We start from the raw sequence: 15,077 nt of genomic DNA, 5'->3' as shown, positions 1-15,077 counted from the left end.
CAACAAACGCGACGGGCGCCGTGGCGTGTTCGTCACCGACATGCGTCCGTCTCCACTCCGTTGTGCCGCCACGGCAGTGAAGCCGGGGTGGTCACCTCGTGTCAAGGAGCTGAACAGGGCCTCTACCTGGGATACCATCCGGTCGGTATGTTCCGGAGCTCCGGAGGTGAACCGATGGCTGCACCAGCGACGACGGCCCGTGCACTGCCCGACCGGCTGCTCGAGGTGGCCACGCGACTGTTCGCCAAGCAGGGCTTCGAGCGGACCTCCGTCGCCCAGATCGTCGAGACGGCCGGGGTGACGAAAGGCGCGCTCTACCACTACTTCGACTCGAAGGACGACCTCCTCCACGAGATCTACGCGCGGGTGCTGCGGATGCAGCGCCACCGGTTGGAAGAGATCGCGACCGGCGCCGGCGGGCCGGCCGAGCGGCTGCACGCCGCGGCGAGCGACGTCGTGGTCACGAGCATCGCGAACCTCGACGACACCACGATCTTCCAACGCTCGATGCACCAGCTGAATCCCGAGAAGCAGCGCGAGTTCCGGGCGCAGCGGCGGGCGTACCACGAGCGGTTCCGCGAGATCGTCCGTGAGGGCCAGGAGGCGGGGCTCTTCCGCGCCGACGCCCCCACCGACCTCACCGTGCACTTCTTCTTCGGCAGCGTGCACCACCTCGGCACCTGGTACCGGCCCGACGGCCCGCTCTCGGCGGCCGACGTCGGAAACCAGTTCGCCGACCTCCTGCTCGCCGGACTGCGCCCCGCTTGACCGCGACCCGCCCGACCCGAGAGGTGCTCGATGACGGACGAACGCACGTCGTACCGGATCTGCCCGCTCTGCGAAGCCACCTGCGGGCTCGTGATCACCACCCGCGGCGAGCGGGTCGTCAGCGTCCGCGGCGACACGGAGGACGAGTTCAGCCGCGGGTTCGCCTGCCCGAAGGGCATCGCGCTCGGGGAGCTGCACCACGACCCCGACCGGCTCACCACGCCGCTGATCAGGCGCAACGGCGAGCTCGTGCCGGCCACTTTCGAGGAGGCGTTCGCCGAGATCGCCGCGCGCCTGCCGAAGCTGATCGAGGAGCACGGGCGCAACGCCGTGGCCGTCTACCTCGGCAACCCGGTCGCGCACGATCACGCCGCGCTGCTCTACGCGCCGATGCTGATCAAGGCGCTGGGCACCGACCACCGCTACTCGGCGAGCACCGTCGACCAGATGCCGAAGCACCTCGCCGTCGGCCTGATGTTCGGCACGGTGATGTCGGTGCCGATCCCGGACGTCGACCGCACCGACCACCTGCTGGTGCTCGGCGCGAACCCGCTGGTCAGCAACGGCAGCCTGTTCACCGCGCCGGACATGCCGGGGCGGCTGCGCGCTCTGCGCAAGCGCGGTGGGCGGCTGGTAGTCGTCGACCCGCGCCGGACGCGCACCGCGAAGGCGGCGGACGAGCACGTCACGATCCGGCCGGGCACCGACGCGCTGCTGCTCGCCGCAATGGCGCACACGCTGTTCGCCGAGGGCCTCGTCACACTCGGACGGCTCGCGCCACACGTCAGCGGTCTCGACGACGTGCGCGAGATCGTCGCGGCGTACCCGCCGGAGACGGTGGCGCAGGCCTGCGGGGTGCCGGCCGCCGACATCCGGCGGCTCGCGCGGGAGCTGGCCGCCGCGCCGAGCGCCGCCGTCTACGGGCGGATCGGCACCTGCACGACCGCACACGGCACGCTCGCGAGCTGGCTCGTCGACGTGCTGAACGTGCTCACCGGCAACCTCGACCGCCCTGGTGGAGCCCTGTTCACGAAGCCCGCGGCGCGCACCGACAACACGGCGGGCGAGCCGGGCCGCGGGCGCGGCGTGCGGGTCGGCGGGCCGCGCCGGACCCGCGTGCGCGGCCTGCCCAGCGTGCTCGGCGAGTTCCCCGCGGCCACGCTGGCCGAGGAGATCGACACCCCCGGGCCCGGCGGGGAGCGGATCAGGGCGCTGGTGACGGTCGCGGGCAACCCCGCGCTCTCCACACCGAACGGGGCCCGGCTGGAGGCCGCGCTCGGGCAGCTCGACTTCATGGTTTGCATCGACGCGTACCTCAACGAGACGACCCGGCACGCCGACGTCGTGCTGCCGGCGCCGTCGCCGCTGACCCGCAGCCAGTACGACCTGCCGTTCGCGCAGTTCAGCACGCGCAACGTCGCGCACTGGTCGCCGCCGGTGTTCCCGCCGTCCGACGGCCGCCCGAGCGACGGCGAGCTGATCCTGCGGCTGGCCGCGATCATGCTGGGCACCACCGCGGAGGCGCTCGACGACCTCGTCGTGCAGCGCACCGCGGCCGCGGCGGCGGCCGACCCGAGCTCGCCGTTGCACGGGCGCGACCCCGCGGAGCTGGTGGCCGAGCTCGGCGAGCGCCGCGGCGCCGACCGGATGCTCGACCTGATGCTGCGCGCCGGCCCGTACGACCTGACGCTCGACGATCTGGCCGCAGCGCCGCACGGCGTCGACCTCGGGCCGCTGCAGCCGCGCATCCCCGAGGTGCTGCGGACGCCGAGCGGGACGATCGAGCTGGCCCCACAGCCGATCGTCGACGACGCGCCGCGGCTCGCCGACCTGCTCACGTCGACCGCCGGGCTCACGCTGGTGGGACGGCGCGACCTGCGGTCCAACAACTCGTGGATGCACAACCTGCCGGCGATGGTGAAGGGCGCCGACCGGTGCACGCTGCACATCTCGCCGTCCGACGCGGTTGCGGCCGGGATCGTGGACGGCGGCCGCGCGACCGTGACGTCCCGCGTTGGGGCGGTGGAGGTGACGGTGCTGGTGACCGACGACGTGCGGCCCGGGGTCGTCAGCCTCCCGCACGGCTGGGGGCACGCGGAGACGGGAATGTCCGTCGCCCGCGCGCACGCCGGGGTGAACAGCAACCTGCTCACCGACGAGCTGGAGATCGACCCGCTCTCGGGCAACGCGGTGCTGAACGGCATCCCCGTCACCGTCACGCCGGCCGGGGCGACGGAGCCGACCCGTCCAACACGCTCCGTGGTCGCGGCTGGTTCAGGAAAGCCACTCTCCTGAACCGTGGGGACAGGAAAGTGGCTGTCAGGTGAATCGCCGCAAGCCCTGGGTCGACGTTGCACACCGTCGACACACCTTGCACATGGCCAGCCATGTGCAACGCACACCCACGGTATGCAACGTCGACCCCACCCGGTCCCACGACGAGCGGTCGGCCACCTGCCCCCGGGGTGCAGGTGGAGGGCAGGAAAGCCACTTTCCTGCCCTCACAGGGCCTGAAAGTGGCTTTCCTGCCCTCGCGTGCGCAACGCACACACCCCAACCCCAGCACGTCCCCGCGGATGCGTGCGCAAGGCACTCCCGACCGCCCGGCAGGCCGGGCCGCGCCCAGCACGGATTCCCATCCCTCGTGGCGGCCCGGAGGTCATGGCGGACTTTCCTGAACCAAGCCGACCCCGGCGACGGGCACGGAGGGTGACGTCGGGAGGGTTGGTGAGTGGGTCATCGCGTCAGGCGCCGGCGGGCCGCCGCGCAGTTGCTCCTGCCCGGGCGGCGGTCGCCGGAGGCGGTGGTCGAGCACCTGCTGGCCGTCCAGGCGCAGGACCTGCGGGCCGCCTACCTGGCGCTGCGGGCCCGTGGGGTCGAGCGGGCCACCGACATCGACCGGGCGTTGACCGTCGACCGCTCGCTCGTCGTCGGCTGGCTGGGGCGCGGAACGTTGCACCTCGTCCGCAGCGCGGACTACCGCTGGCTGCTGCGGCTCACCGCGCCCGGCGGCGAGGTGACGAGCCTGCGCCGCCTCGCCGAGCAGGGCGTTCCCGCCGAGACCGCCGAACGCGCGGTCGAGCTCGTCGAGCGCGAGCTGGCCCAGCGCGGTCCGCTGCCGAGGGCCGATCTGGTCGAGGCGTTGCGGTCGGCCGGTATCCCGGCGGAGGGGCAGGTCGGGCCGCACGTGCTGCGGCTGGCCGCGCTGCGCGGGACGGTCGTTCTCGGCCCGGTCGCCGACGGCCAGCAGGCCTACGCCCTTGCCGCCGACTGGCTGGGCCCGCAGGAGCCCGAGCCGTCGCTCGCCGTCCGGTACCTGCGCGGGCACGGACCGGCCACCGAGACGGACCTGGCCCGCTGGGCCGGGATCCCGCTGCGCGACGCCCGCGCGGCGTTGCGGGCGGCGACCGACCGGGTCGTCGAGGTGGACGACGGTCTGCTGGGCCTCGCCGAGCGGCCGCCGGACGAGGACCCGGTGCCGGCCCGCCTGCTGCCGGCGTTCGACCCATACCTGCTGGGCTGGCAGGACCGCGGCTTCGCCGTCCCGCTCGCGCACGCGAAGGCCGTGCACCCCGGCGGCGGGATCCTGCGGGCCGTCGCGACGGTGGACGGGCGGGTGGTCGGCACCTGGTCGCTGCGCGCGGACCGGGCCACCGTGACCTACCTCGACCCACCCGACGCCGGAACGACCGAGGCGCTCACCGCAGAAGCGGAAGCCGTCGCCGAGTGGGTCAGGCCGGCCGGATCCCGCCTTCCAGCGTCCGGGTGACCATGGGGACGACGGCGTGCCTGGTCAGCTCGCCGTTGCGGACGGCCTCGCAGCCCGTGTAGACGAGCGCCCAGAGCGTCTGCTGGATCCAGTCGGGGGTCAGCTGATCGTCGAAGGCGCCCTCGGCCTGGCCGCGTTTGATCATCTGGATCACCCGCTGGTCGGCCGACGGCTCCGGCTGCGCGTCCTCGTCGGGACAATCGTCATCATCGACGCCGAGCACCCGCGGGTCGCCGAAGAGGTAGATCAGCCGGTCGCCCACCGAGACCATCGCCGCGACCAGCCTGCGCATCGCGTCGACGGGCGAGCCGTCCTCGATCGCGGCATCCGTGACGGCCTGCTCGACCGCCGCGAGCGAGTCGGCCGTCGTGGCGGAGAGGAGCGACTCGCGGTCGGGGAAGTAGCGGTGCAACGTCGTGCGGCCGACCCCGGCCGCCTCGGCGACCGCGGGCAGCGTCGCGTCGTGGTTGCGGCCGAGCACGACGGCGGACGCTTCGAGGATCGCCGCCCGGGTGCGCTCGCGTGGACCGGACATGAGAGGAAGGATATCCACATACAGAATTGGAACGTTGGAGTTCCATTCTGGTAGTCTCTCGTGCTGTGACGATTCTCGTGACCGGCGCGACCGGCAACATCGGCAGGCTTGTGGTCGACCACCTCCTGAAGGAGGGCGCCACCGACATCCGCGCGCTGACCACCAACCCGAAGAAAGCGGCGCTCCCGTCCGGGGTCGAGGTGGCCGTCGGATACATCAGGAAGCCGGAGACCCTGCAGGCCGCGCTGGAGGGCGTCGAGAAGATGTATCTCGCGCCCGCCCCGGAGACCGTCACCGAGGTCGTCACGATGGCCGGGAAGGCCGGCGTCCGGCTGATCGTCGACGTCTCCGGCGAGCCCGACCAGCACTGGGGCGAGGTCAACAACGCCGTCGAGGAGTCCGGAGTGCCCTTCACGCATCTGTGGCCCGGCGAGTTCATGGAGAACGCGACGATCTGGACGCAGGCGATCCGCGAGCAGGGGATCGTGCACGACGCCTACGCGAGCTCGGCGAACGCGATGATCTGCATGGACGACATCGCCGCCATCGCCGCGCGGCTGCTCGTCGAGGACGGGCACGCCGGCAAGGCCTACCCGCTGACCGGCCCGGAGACGCTGACCCGGGCGGAGAAGGTGCGGCAGATCGGCGTCGCGCTCGGCCGCGACATCCCCTACGTCGAGATCAGCCCCGAGGCGGCGACGGCGCAGCTCGAACCGGACATGGGCGAGTTCGCGCAGTGGTACGTCGAGGGGATGCGGATGCTCGCGGAGCACCCGCAGCCGGTCTCGCCGGCGTTCGCCGAGGTGATGGGCCGCCCCGGCACGACGTTCGCCGAGTGGGTGGCGGCCAACACCGCCGAGTTCAGCTGATCGTGATCGCGATCGCGATCGCGCCCTCGCGGTCGAGCACCGACTCGATGCGCACCGTGCAGCGCTCCTCGACGACGACGAGCGATCGCGTCGAGAGCCGGGTCTGCAGCGGCGCACCCTGATCGTCGAGCAGGACGAGCGGGTGCGGCCGGGCGGTCCACGCCGCGGGCTGGCCGTCGATGTCGAACCGCTCGGGCGGCGCGGTGAGCAGCTTCTCGAAGATCGGGCCGCGGTCGGGGTCGATCACGTCGATCACCAGCCCGATCCCGGAGGGCCCGATCTCCGGCAGCCGCGGCCCGGCACGCCACACCAGCGTCGCGGCGCGCGCCCCCTGCAGGTAGACCTCGTCCGGCTCGCCGAGCGACGACGGCAGCGGGACGGGGAAGGGCAACGTCCGCCGGGCCTCGTCGAGCGACACCGGCCCGTGCAGCCCCAGTGCCTCACCGAGGCGGCCGGCGCCCGGCGGCGGCAGCGCCTCGGACGACTGGCTGAACAGGACGCCGGGCAGGCTCTGGAAGAAGCCGCCGACCGCGCTCGCCGCACCCGGCACCACCCCGATCAGCACCGCGACGATCGCGGCGAAACCGCCGCCGATCAGCCATCGCGCGCGGCGCGGTCGCCGCGGCTCGGCCAGCCTGCTCAGTACTTCGGGCATGACGTCGGGAACCGGGCCGGTGTCGAGGACCCGGCCGAGGTCACGCAACGCTTCGTCGAGCTGGTCAGCCATGCCGGGTCACCTCCTGCCCGCTCCACAGCCCGGCGACCTTGCGCAGTTGCGCGAGCCCTCGGGAGAGCCTGCTCTTCACCGTTCCCGGCGAGAGGCCCAACACCTCCGCCGTCTCCGCCTCCGACATCTCCAGCAGGTACCTGCAGGTCACGACCACGCGGTAGCGCTCGGCAAGGCCCTGCACGGCCAGCAGCAAGGCCTGCCGCGCCGCCGTCCGCTCGGCGTCGTGCTCGGCGGCGGGCACCACGACGTCGAGCGTGACGGCCTGCGCACGGGCCCACAGCCCCGCCCGTCGCCGGGCGGAGCGGCTCGCGTTGCGGGCCTCGTTGGCGACGATCCGCAGCAGCCACGGCCGGAACTCGCGCGGCACGCCGTCCCGCTCGGGCCGGAACCGCGCCAAGGCCCGGTAGGCCTTCACCAACGCTTCCTGCACGACGTCCTCCGCGTCACCGCGCCCGGCGAGCAGCACCGCGGTGCGGTGTGCCGCGGGCAGGTGGGGGCGGACGAGCTGCTCGTAGGCGTGCAGGTCACCGTCCAACGCCTGCCGCACCAGCTCGCCGTCGCGCTCGCCCTGCTCGATCCCGCCCAGTCCCGCGCCTCCGCCCTGAAGGTCCTTCATGCTCTCCTACACCGCTGGAACCGGGCGGGTTCCCGCGGTGTATCACCGGCATGGGACTCCTCAGGATCGCCGCGGCCGCGACGGCCGCGTTGCTGCTCGGGGTGCTCGCGGCCACGCCCGCGTTTGCGGGCGGGTGGGCGAACACGCTCCTCGACCCGTTGCCCGCCCGCGTGGAAGCGGGCCCCACCTACACCGTCGGGTACTGGGTGCTGCAGCACGGCACCCACCCGTACGAGGGCGATCTGGGCGCGACCGCGATCGTCCTGGTCGCCGAGAACGGCGAGACGTTGCCCTTCGCGGGAGTCGCGATGGCCGAGCCCGCGCACTACGCGACGGCCGTGCGCGTGCCGCGTGAAGGCACGTGGAAGGTGGTCGCCCGGCAGGGTCTCTTCGCCGACTACGAGATCGGCACCCTCACCGTCCCGGGCGCGCTGCAGCCCAACCCGTTGCCCGACGACCCGACCCCCGCGGGCCAGAACTACTGGGGCGCGATCCGGCCGCCCGACGCGCCGCACGCCGGCCCGCAACCGGCGGTGCTGCAACCGGCAGCAGCCACCACCCCACCCCCGTCCGGGGCGCCGACGTTCCCGGCGTGGGCCATCACGGGGGTCGTGCTGGTGGCCGCGGCCGGCGCCGGCGCCCTCTACGTCCGCAAGCGGCGGGCGTAGGGAGGACCGTCGACAACGACATTTTGGCTGTTTGTGAGCGCTAACAACAGCCAGAACGTCGTTGTCGACGTCAGGTGGCGTGCGCGCGGGTGGCGAGCTGCTCGAACTCCGCGGCGTTGTGCGCCGAGAAGATCGTCACCTCGGACCCGTGCTCCGCGACGAGCGCACGCAACCGGGCCTGGTTGTCCAACCTGGCCTGCCGCTCCGCCTGCATGATCGACTCGAAGAGCGCGCTCCCGGCGGGCTGGTGCGGTGTCGACGTCAGGATCCCGGGGTGGAAGTAGCCGTCGCCCGCGTTCAGCAGCCAACCGTTGCCAGTGTCGACGGCCACCCCGGAGTGGCCGCGGGTGTGCCCGGCCAGCGGGATCATCAGGATCTCCGGTGGCAGCCCGTCGAGCTGGCGGGCAGCGGTGAAACCGAACCACGGCTCGCCGTCGGCGTCGTGCGGCGCCCAGCGCGGCCCGTGCGCGAACTGCACGTCCCGGTAGCGGCGCCGCTCCTGCTTGTCGCGCGGCGACCGCAGCGCGTCGAGCTCGGTCGCGGCGACGTGCACGGTGGCGTGCGGGAAGTCGGCGAGCCCGCCGGCATGGTCGAGGTCGAGGTGTGTCACCAGGATGTGCCGGACGTCCGCCGCGGCGAAGCCGAGCCGTTCGACGTGGTGCAGCGCGGTCTCGTCGGGCGCCATCACGGGCTTGACGTACCGCCGGAAACGCTCGCCGAGCCACTCGGGTCGGGTGGTGGCCTGCGCGCCGACCCCGGTCTCGACGAGCACCAGCCCGGCCTCGGTCTCCAGCAGGAGGCAGTGACAGACCATCGTGGCGCGGCGCATGATCCCCGGTTGCCCGTCGAACAGCTTCCCGCCTGCCGGGTGCATGGTGCCGCAGTTGATGTGGTGGACACGCATCAGCCGTTTCCTTCCGAGAGCAACGTCATGAGGTGGGCGCGGGCAGCGCGGACGGGCGCGATGTCCCGGTCGGTCTTGGCGAGCAGCAACGCGCCCTCGATCAGCGAGAGCACCACCATGGCGAGCCCCTCGGCCCGTTCCGCCGAGGCGCCGTGGCGCTCCAGCAAGCCGGCTATCGAGGCCCGCCACGACGCGTAGCCCGCGCTGCACGCCGCCGCGATCAGCGGCGCTTCCGGCCCCGCGTCCTGCGCGACGGCGGCCAGCGGGCACCCGCCGCGGAAGTCGCTCTCGACGAGCGCGGTGCCGAGCAGGTCTACGGCCGCGCCGATCGCCGTCGCCGCATCGGGCGCCGCCGCGGCGATCTCCTCGAGCCGCGCGCGGACCGTCTCGGCCGCCTGCTGCATGGCCTCGGCGGCCAGCTGCTCCTTGCCGCCGGGGAAGTGGAAGTAGAGCGACCCCTTCGGGGCCTTGCCGGCCGCGACGATCTGGTTGAGGCCGGTTGCGTGGTAGCCCTGCGCCTGGAAGAGCTCCCGCGCGGAGTCGAGCATGCGTTGCCTGCTGTCGGTCCGTGCTGCCATGCCAAGGACCGTACTCGAAACTATGACGACCGGTCTAGTTATTTCGTCAACGCGACCCGCAACGTCTCCGCGGAGATGTTCGCCCCGCAGCTCACGACGGCGACCCGCCGCCCGTCGGTCGGGACGTCCCGCAGCGCCGCGGCGATCGCCACCGCGGCCGCGCCTTCCACCAGCTGGTGCTGGGTGTCGATGAACAGGCGCAGCGCCGCGCCGATCTCGGCCTCCTCGACCAGCACCCACTCGTCGACGAGCTCGACGCAGAGCGGGAGCGTCAACGCGCCCGGCTCGACGGCCCCAGCGGTGGCGTCGCTCAGCGTGGGCCGGGCATCGACGTCGACAACCTGCCCCGCCGCGACGCTCGCAGCCATCGCCGCGTCGTTCGCCGGCATTGCACCGATGATCCGCACGTGCGGGGCCGCAGCCTTGATCGTCGCGGCGATGCCGGAGATCAGCCCGCCGCCACCGACGGCGACCACAACCGCGTCGAGGCCGTCGACACCCGCCTGCTCCAGCAGCTCCAGGCCGATCGTGCCCTGCCCGGCCATCACGTCGACGTCGTTGTACGGGCTCACGTAGACCAGCCCGGCTTCCTCGGCGTGCGCCCTGGCCAGCAGCTCCGACTCGCCGGCCGCCCGCCCGCGGTGCTGCACCTCGACGCCGAGCCTGCGGATCGCGGCGACCTTGACGGCCGAAGCGCCCTCCGGCACGTAGACCGTGCCCTTCCCGCCGATCGACGTCAGCGCGTGCGCCATGCCGAGCCCGTGGTTACCCGACGACGCCGCGATGAGGCCGCGCGACCGGGCGTCGGCATCGACGGCGAGCACCTTCGCGGTCGCGCCACGGATCTTGAACGAACCGGAGCGCTGCAGGTGCTCCTCCTTGATCAGCAGCTCACCCGAGCCCACCGGCATGGGCGTCAGCGCCGTGCGGACGACGTGCTCCGCCAACGCAGGCGCAACCGCGCGCGTGCGCCGGGCCACCTCTGCCGCAAGCTCCGACAGCTCCACCACGATGGCCTCCTAGACCTAGCTCCAACCCGACGACTGCGTGACCGGCCGGTCCGGCGCAGCGCGCTGGACCGGCCGTCCGTCGTACTGCGTGGAGAGCACGATGTGCGTCCGGATCTCGCCGTGCTCGCCGAGCCGCTCGATGAACCCTTCCAGGTGCGCCATCGAGGCCGCACGGGCTTTCAGCAACGTGCAGTGCTCACCCGACGTCTTGTGCACCTCGACGATCTCGGGGAACTCGGCGGACGTGGTGGTCTTCAGCAGGCAGCGGCTGAGCGCGCACCTCAGCTGGACGAACAGGAGCAGCGGCTGGCCGGCCCGTGCCGGGTCGACGGTCGCCGAATATCCGGCGATCACGCCGGCGCGTTCGAGCCTGCGCACCCGCTCGGCCACGGCGGGGGACGAGAGGTGCACACGCCTGCCGAGCTCGTTGAACGAGAGCCGCGCGTCGGCCTGCAGCTCCGCGAGCAGCGCCCAGTCGACATCATCGAGTGTTTCCGAAGGATAAGCATCCACGGCGATGACCTTCCTTTCGTAAAGGCGAACCGCGTGAACAGCGTTCATCGGCCATTCACCGGGTCGCTGCACCTTTCTACCGTATTCCCATGCACATTCTCTGGTCGGCGACCGTCCTCGGCGGGCTCGCCCAATCCGTCACCGGCGCAGCGCTCGCGCTGCTGGCCGCGCAGGCCGCAGGGTCCGACGCCGCGGCCGGGCTGCCCCAGACCCTGCTCGTCGTGGGCGCCGCGCTCGCTGCGATCGGCATCGGCGAGCTGACCCGGAGAACCGGGCGGGCCCTCGCGCTCGCGGCAGGCGCGGGCATCGCCGCGGCCGGCAGCCTCGTGACGCTGGCCGGAGCCGTCACGTCGAACCTGACCGCCGTGCTGGCCGGGAGCGTCCTGATGGGCGCCGGCAACACCGCAGTGATGCTCGGACGCTACGCGGCGGCCGAGCTGAGCGAGCCCGAGCGGCGGTCACGGGCGATGGCATCGGTGCTGGTCGCGACGACGCTCGGGGCCGTCGTCGGGCCGAACCTGCTGGCCGGCTCCGCCGCGCTCGGCGAACGGCTGGGCCTCGGCCCGCTCGGTGGCCCCTACGTGGTCGGCGCGCTCGCCTTCGTCATGGCGGCGGTGCTGCTCGGCGCCTTGCGCAAGCAGCTGCCGGCGGTCGCCCTACCCGTGACGCGTGCACCCGCCGCCCGGCCCGACCGGGCGACGGTACTCGGGATCGGCACGCTCGCGATCGCGAACCTCGTGATGGTCGGCGTCATGACGTTGGCACCGGTCCACCTGCACCACCTCGGCGTCGACCTCGGCATGATCGGACTGGTCGTCAGCCTGCACATCGCCGGCATGTTCGCGCCGTCGCCGCTCTCCGGGCGGCTTGTCGAGCGGATCGGCGCCGGTCGCGCGACGGCCGTCGCCGCGGGCACGCTCATCGCCGCCGGGCTGCTTGCGGCAGCAGGCGGGGAGTCGATGGTGCTGTTCACGTTCTCGATGGTGCTGCTCGGCGTCGGCTGGAACATCGCGTTGCTGGCCGGCAGCACGATGGTCACGGACGGCGCGCCGGCCACCGAGCGGTCGCGGCGCGAGGGCTGGGGCGAGGTCGGGATGGGCGTTGCGGCCGCGGGCGGCGGGGCGGTGGCCGGTCCGCTGGTCAGCAGCTCCGGCTACCCGACGCTCGCCGTGGCCGGTGCGGCTGTCGCCGTGCTGCTGCTGCCGCTCGCCGTCACGCGGCTCCATAACGCAGCACAGCTACGCCGGAGGAGTACTGCTTCGACTCCAGCAGCGTGAGCACCTTGCGCCCGGTCCCGGCGCTGAACAGCGTGCGACCCGCCCCGATGACCACGGGCAGCACCCGCAGCTGCAGCTCGTCCACGAGCCCCGCCGCGAACAGCGCGCGGGCGATCGAGATGCTGCCCCACACCATGATCGTCCCGCCGGGCTCCTGCTTGAGCGCGCGGACGTGCTCGACGGCGTCGCCCGGCACCACGGTGGCCGGCTTCCACGTCCCCCACGGGGCAGCCTGCAGGGACGCGGAGTAGACGAACTTGGCCGTGGTGTTCACGGCCTCGGCGACGATCTCCTCCGAGGTCGGCCAGACGTCCACGAACAACCGGTAGGTCGTCGCGCCGAGCAGCACGGTGTCGACGGCACGCAGATCCTCGACGCTCTCCCGATCGATGTCGCCGAAGTCCGGCACGGCGGCGAAGAACTCCAGCCCGCCGCCGGGCTCCGCGACGAACCCGTCGGCGCTCACGAGCTCCTGGACGATGAGGTGACGCCCCATGCTTCCTCCCCGATTGACGCTTCTCCAGGGGGCAGACCCGACCCGGGCGGTGAACTCATCGGTCCGATTCTGTCGGTGGTCGACCGCACACTCTCCGACATGAGCAGCCACGCGTCCGCGACGGCCGGCTGGAGCGACCTCGCCGCCAACGCTCCGGGCATCACGATCCTGCACGAGGCGGCGCGGCGGCGGCGTGAGGAGGGCGAAGGTGCCGACCGCTCGTGGAGGGTCGGTGCCGACGGCGAGCTGGCGGTCGCCGCGCTGCTCACCGAGCTCACCGGGCCGTCGTCGCTGCGGCGCCGCACGCCGAGCTGGCGGGTGCTGCACTCCATCCCGGTCGGCGAGCGGCCACGCGACATCGACCACCTCCTGATCGGGCCGCCGGGGGTGGTCACGATCAACACCAAGCACCACCGCGAGGGTCGGCTCGTCGTCGACGGCGACGCGATCAGGATCGACGACATCACGACCGAGTACGTCGCACGGTCACGGGAGGAAGCGGCGGTGACGAGCGCGCTGCTCGGGGCCGCGCTGCGCCGGGCCGGCCGCCACCAGCTCGCCGCCGCGCTCGACGTCCGGCCGGTGATCGCCGTGCTCGGTGGGCTGCTGCACGTCGTGCGGTGGCCGGCCGGGGTCACCGTCACCACCACGACACGGCTGGTCCACGCGCTGCGCACCTTGCCGGCGCGGATCGATTCCGCAGCCACCGACGCGATCTTCGAGGTGGCCCGGCGCTCGACCACGTGGCAGCTCGAAAGCGTCGGAAATTCTTGACATGTCGGAGATCTCCGACGTAATCTTGCGAGGTGTCCGACGACGACGTGTTCCTCGCGCTCGCCAACCCGGTCCGCAGGCGACTGCTGGAGATCCTCGCCGAGGGCCCGCGCACGGCGGGTGACCTCGCCGGCCAGTTCGACCTGAGCCGGCCGGCCGTCGCCGAACACCTCCAGGTGCTGCGGCGGGCGAACCTCGTCGCCGACGAACCCGTCGGCCGCCAGCGGCACTACCACCTCAGCGTCGAGCGACTCGTGCAGGTCAGCGACTGGCTGCATCCGTTCGAACGGATCTGGCGCGAGCGCCTGCGCACCCTCGCCGACATCCTGGAAGAAGAGGAATCACCATGAGCGAGACCGCCACCATCACCGTCGACCAGTTCATCGCCGCACCGCCGGCCAAGGTGTGGCACGGCATCACCGATCCCGAGATGCACGCCCGCTGGTGGGCGCCGGGCGACATCGCCCCGGTGGTCGGGCACCGGTTCCACCTCGAGATGCCCGGTTGGGGGTCCATACCGTGCGAAGTCGTCGAGGTCGAACCCGAGCAGCTGTTCGTCTACACCTTCAATGGCGACTGGACGCTGCGGTGGCGGCTGGTCGCCGAAGGCAACGGCACCCGGCTGCTGCTCGAACACTCCGGCTTCGACCTCGACGACAAGCGCGGCCGCGATGCCTTCGAGCGCATGGGCCCTGGCTGGCGCGAGGGCGTGATCCCGCGCCTCGCTGCGCTCGTCAGCTGAGTTGAGCTACCCGACGGCGGCACCCCGGCGGATCGGCATGAACGTCGGGGCGCTGTCGCCGGTCAGGAAGTCGGCGACGATCCCGGCGCAGAGCGCCGGCTTCTCGAACATCAGCAGGTGCGTCGCCCGCGGAACGACGGCGAGCTCGGCGTCGGGGAGGCCGCGGTAGAGCTCCAGCGTGTGTTCGAGCGTGACGATGTCGTCGTCGCCCGCCATCACGAGCGTGCGGCAGGTGACGCGCGCGAGCTCGTCGGCCGTCAGCGCCTGCTGCCCCTCCATGCCGCGCACGACCTTCTCCACCACCACCGGGAAGTGCTCGCGGCCGTCCGGGGAGATCGCCGCGTAGGCGTCGACGACGACATCCGGGAACTCGCCGCCGAGGCCGGGGCGCACGATCAGCCCGTCCAGGTCGGCCGCGCCGCTGATCAGCACGAGCCGTTCGACCAGGTCGGGGCGCTGCACGGCCACGTAGAGAGCAACGCCGGCGCCCGAGCTGTACCCGGCCAGCCGGGCCGGGCCGCCCGCCACCTTCTCCAGGAACGCGATCGTGTCCTGCGCCATCACCTGCAGCGTGATCGGACCGTCGACGTCGGGCGTGTGCCCGTGGCCGCGCCGCTCGGGCATGAGCAGCCGGAAGCGGTCGGCGAGGGTGTCGAGGCTGCCGGCGAAGTCCGTCGCGTTCGAGAATCCGCCGTGCAGCAGCACGAGCGGATCGCCGGCGCCACGCTCGTCGTACCAGGTCTGGATGCCGTCGAGGTTGATGTCGGCCATTTGCTGATCTCCTTGTCGTAGCCCGTTCGCACCTACTACGGGGCCACGACCCGGATC

The 15,077-nt window shown here is 72.5% G+C and carries 18 protein-coding genes; 9 read left to right on the top strand and 9 right to left on the bottom strand.

The window, feature by feature from the left end; translation table 11 throughout:
* Positions 1–147: 147 nt before the first annotated feature.
* From LL648_RS06545 to LL648_RS06535, 3 genes are all read left to right on the top strand, one after another.
* Complete coding sequence (locus LL648_RS06545) at positions 148–768, top strand: TetR/AcrR family transcriptional regulator (protein ID WP_374111991.1); 621 nt, start codon at positions 148–150, stop codon at positions 766–768.
* 30 nt (positions 769–798) lie between these two features.
* Complete coding sequence (locus LL648_RS06540) at positions 799–3,063, top strand: molybdopterin-dependent oxidoreductase (RefSeq protein WP_232661494.1); 2,265 nt, start codon at positions 799–801, stop codon at positions 3,061–3,063.
* 436 nt (positions 3,064–3,499) lie between these two features.
* Positions 3,500–4,537: a winged helix DNA-binding domain-containing protein gene (locus LL648_RS06535; RefSeq protein WP_232661493.1), complete on the top strand. Its 1,038-nt coding sequence runs from the start codon at positions 3,500–3,502 to the stop codon at positions 4,535–4,537.
* Here LL648_RS06535 and LL648_RS06530 read toward each other — a convergent pair.
* Positions 4,500–5,072: a TetR/AcrR family transcriptional regulator gene (locus tag LL648_RS06530; protein ID WP_232661492.1), complete on the bottom strand. Its 573-nt coding sequence runs from the start codon at positions 5,070–5,072 to the stop codon at positions 4,500–4,502. The two genes, LL648_RS06535 and LL648_RS06530, sit on opposite strands and share 38 nt — an antisense overlap.
* Positions 5,073–5,137: 65 nt before the next feature.
* Here LL648_RS06530 and LL648_RS06525 point away from each other — a divergent pair, with 65 nt between their 5' ends.
* Complete coding sequence (locus tag LL648_RS06525; protein ID WP_232661491.1) at positions 5,138–5,941, top strand: NAD(P)H-binding protein; 804 nt, start codon at positions 5,138–5,140, stop codon at positions 5,939–5,941.
* On the opposite strand, the gene LL648_RS06520 is transcribed toward LL648_RS06525, so the two are convergent.
* A complete protein-coding gene (locus LL648_RS06520) occupies positions 5,934–6,668 on the bottom strand; it encodes a hypothetical protein (RefSeq protein ID WP_232661490.1) in 735 nt (244 codons plus the stop codon). The two genes, LL648_RS06525 and LL648_RS06520, sit on opposite strands and share 8 nt — an antisense overlap.
* Positions 6,661–7,287, bottom strand: coding sequence for an RNA polymerase sigma factor (locus LL648_RS06515; protein WP_232661489.1), 627 nt, complete (start codon positions 7,285–7,287; stop codon positions 6,661–6,663). The genes LL648_RS06520 and LL648_RS06515 overlap by 8 nt, the downstream gene beginning before the upstream one ends.
* 50 nt (positions 7,288–7,337) lie before the next feature.
* On the opposite strand from LL648_RS06515, the gene LL648_RS06510 reads away from it, so the two are divergent.
* Positions 7,338–7,955 carry a hypothetical protein gene (locus LL648_RS06510; RefSeq protein WP_232661488.1) on the top strand — a complete coding sequence of 206 codons (618 nt, stop codon included), beginning with the start codon at positions 7,338–7,340 and terminating at the stop codon, positions 7,953–7,955.
* Between the two features lie 70 nt (positions 7,956–8,025).
* Here LL648_RS06510 and LL648_RS06505 read toward each other — a convergent pair whose 3' ends face one another.
* From LL648_RS06505 to LL648_RS06490, 4 genes are read right to left on the bottom strand one after another with little or no spacing between them, the layout of a single operon-like run.
* Complete coding sequence (locus LL648_RS06505; RefSeq protein ID WP_232661487.1) at positions 8,026–8,859, bottom strand: MBL fold metallo-hydrolase; 834 nt, start codon at positions 8,857–8,859, stop codon at positions 8,026–8,028.
* Positions 8,859–9,437 (bottom strand): TetR/AcrR family transcriptional regulator, encoded by a 579-nt coding sequence (locus tag LL648_RS06500; RefSeq protein WP_232661486.1) that lies wholly within the window; start codon positions 9,435–9,437, stop codon positions 8,859–8,861. The genes LL648_RS06505 and LL648_RS06500 overlap by 1 nt, the downstream gene beginning before the upstream one ends.
* Positions 9,438–9,475: 38 nt before the next feature.
* The gene (locus LL648_RS06495; protein ID WP_232661485.1) at positions 9,476–10,447 is read right to left on the bottom strand and encodes a pyridoxal-phosphate dependent enzyme; all 972 of its coding nucleotides are present in this window, start codon (positions 10,445–10,447) and stop codon (positions 9,476–9,478) included.
* A 15-nt stretch (positions 10,448–10,462) separates the two neighbouring features.
* Positions 10,463–10,960 carry an Lrp/AsnC family transcriptional regulator gene (locus LL648_RS06490; RefSeq protein ID WP_232661484.1) on the bottom strand — a complete coding sequence of 166 codons (498 nt, stop codon included), beginning with the start codon at positions 10,958–10,960 and terminating at the stop codon, positions 10,463–10,465.
* A gap of 89 nt (positions 10,961–11,049) precedes the next feature.
* On the opposite strand from LL648_RS06490, the gene LL648_RS06485 reads away from it, so the two are divergent.
* Positions 11,050–12,237, top strand: coding sequence for an MFS transporter (locus LL648_RS06485; RefSeq protein ID WP_232661483.1), 1,188 nt, complete (start codon positions 11,050–11,052; stop codon positions 12,235–12,237).
* Here LL648_RS06485 and LL648_RS06480 read toward each other — a convergent pair.
* Positions 12,173–12,733, bottom strand: coding sequence for a dihydrofolate reductase family protein (locus LL648_RS06480; RefSeq protein WP_232661482.1), 561 nt, complete (start codon positions 12,731–12,733; stop codon positions 12,173–12,175). The genes LL648_RS06485 and LL648_RS06480 overlap by 65 nt on opposite strands.
* 99 nt (positions 12,734–12,832) lie before the next feature.
* Between LL648_RS06480 and LL648_RS06475 the strand changes: the two genes are divergently transcribed.
* Genes LL648_RS06475 through LL648_RS06465 form a run of 3 tightly spaced genes read left to right on the top strand, consistent with a single transcriptional unit; the run spans position 12,833 to position 14,249 of the window.
* A complete protein-coding gene (locus LL648_RS06475; protein WP_232661481.1) occupies positions 12,833–13,507 on the top strand; it encodes a nuclease-related domain-containing protein in 675 nt (224 codons plus the stop codon).
* 32 nt (positions 13,508–13,539) lie between these two features.
* Entirely contained in the window at positions 13,540–13,857 is a 318-nt protein-coding gene (locus LL648_RS06470) for an ArsR/SmtB family transcription factor (protein WP_232661480.1), read from the top strand.
* Positions 13,854–14,249 carry an SRPBCC family protein gene (locus tag LL648_RS06465; protein ID WP_232661479.1) on the top strand — a complete coding sequence of 132 codons (396 nt, stop codon included), beginning with the start codon at positions 13,854–13,856 and terminating at the stop codon, positions 14,247–14,249. The genes LL648_RS06470 and LL648_RS06465 overlap by 4 nt, the downstream gene beginning before the upstream one ends.
* A 6-nt stretch (positions 14,250–14,255) precedes the next feature.
* Here the strand turns inward: LL648_RS06465 and LL648_RS06460 are convergent, their stop codons facing one another.
* Entirely contained in the window at positions 14,256–15,020 is a 765-nt protein-coding gene (locus tag LL648_RS06460) for an alpha/beta fold hydrolase (RefSeq protein ID WP_232661478.1), read from the bottom strand.
* Positions 15,021–15,077: the final 57 nt, after the last annotated feature.

The organism is Pseudonocardia sp. TRM90224 (genome assembly GCF_021245725.1).
In the GTDB taxonomy this organism is placed as follows: domain Bacteria; phylum Actinomycetota; class Actinomycetes; order Mycobacteriales; family Pseudonocardiaceae; genus Pseudonocardia.
This window is presented reverse-complemented; position numbering and strand designations above follow the sequence as displayed.

Bases quoted from the DNA above. Each gene is read 5' to 3' on its own strand.
- LL648_RS06500 (WP_232661486.1), bottom strand. From the start codon at position 9,437: ATGGCAGCACGGACCGACAGCAGGCAACGCATGCTCGACTCCGCGCGG.
- LL648_RS06465 (WP_232661479.1), top strand. From the start codon at position 13,854: ATGAGCGAGACCGCCACCATCACCGTCGACCAGTTCATCGCCGCACCG.
- LL648_RS06475 (WP_232661481.1), top strand. From the start codon at position 12,833: ATGAGCAGCCACGCGTCCGCGACGGCCGGCTGGAGCGACCTCGCCGCC.
- LL648_RS06515 (WP_232661489.1), bottom strand. From the start codon at position 7,287: ATGAAGGACCTTCAGGGCGGAGGCGCGGGACTGGGCGGGATCGAGCAG.
- LL648_RS06485 (WP_232661483.1), top strand. From the start codon at position 11,050: ATGCACATTCTCTGGTCGGCGACCGTCCTCGGCGGGCTCGCCCAATCC.
- LL648_RS06505 (WP_232661487.1), bottom strand. From the start codon at position 8,859: ATGCGTGTCCACCACATCAACTGCGGCACCATGCACCCGGCAGGCGGG.
- LL648_RS06540 (WP_232661494.1), top strand. From the start codon at position 799: ATGACGGACGAACGCACGTCGTACCGGATCTGCCCGCTCTGCGAAGCC.
- LL648_RS06460 (WP_232661478.1), bottom strand. From the start codon at position 15,020: ATGGCCGACATCAACCTCGACGGCATCCAGACCTGGTACGACGAGCGT.
- LL648_RS06480 (WP_232661482.1), bottom strand. From the start codon at position 12,733: ATGGGGCGTCACCTCATCGTCCAGGAGCTCGTGAGCGCCGACGGGTTC.
- LL648_RS06520 (WP_232661490.1), bottom strand. From the start codon at position 6,668: ATGGCTGACCAGCTCGACGAAGCGTTGCGTGACCTCGGCCGGGTCCTC.
- LL648_RS06530 (WP_232661492.1), bottom strand. From the start codon at position 5,072: ATGTCCGGTCCACGCGAGCGCACCCGGGCGGCGATCCTCGAAGCGTCC.
- LL648_RS06510 (WP_232661488.1), top strand. From the start codon at position 7,338: ATGGGACTCCTCAGGATCGCCGCGGCCGCGACGGCCGCGTTGCTGCTC.
- LL648_RS06545 (WP_374111991.1), top strand. From the start codon at position 148: ATGTTCCGGAGCTCCGGAGGTGAACCGATGGCTGCACCAGCGACGACG.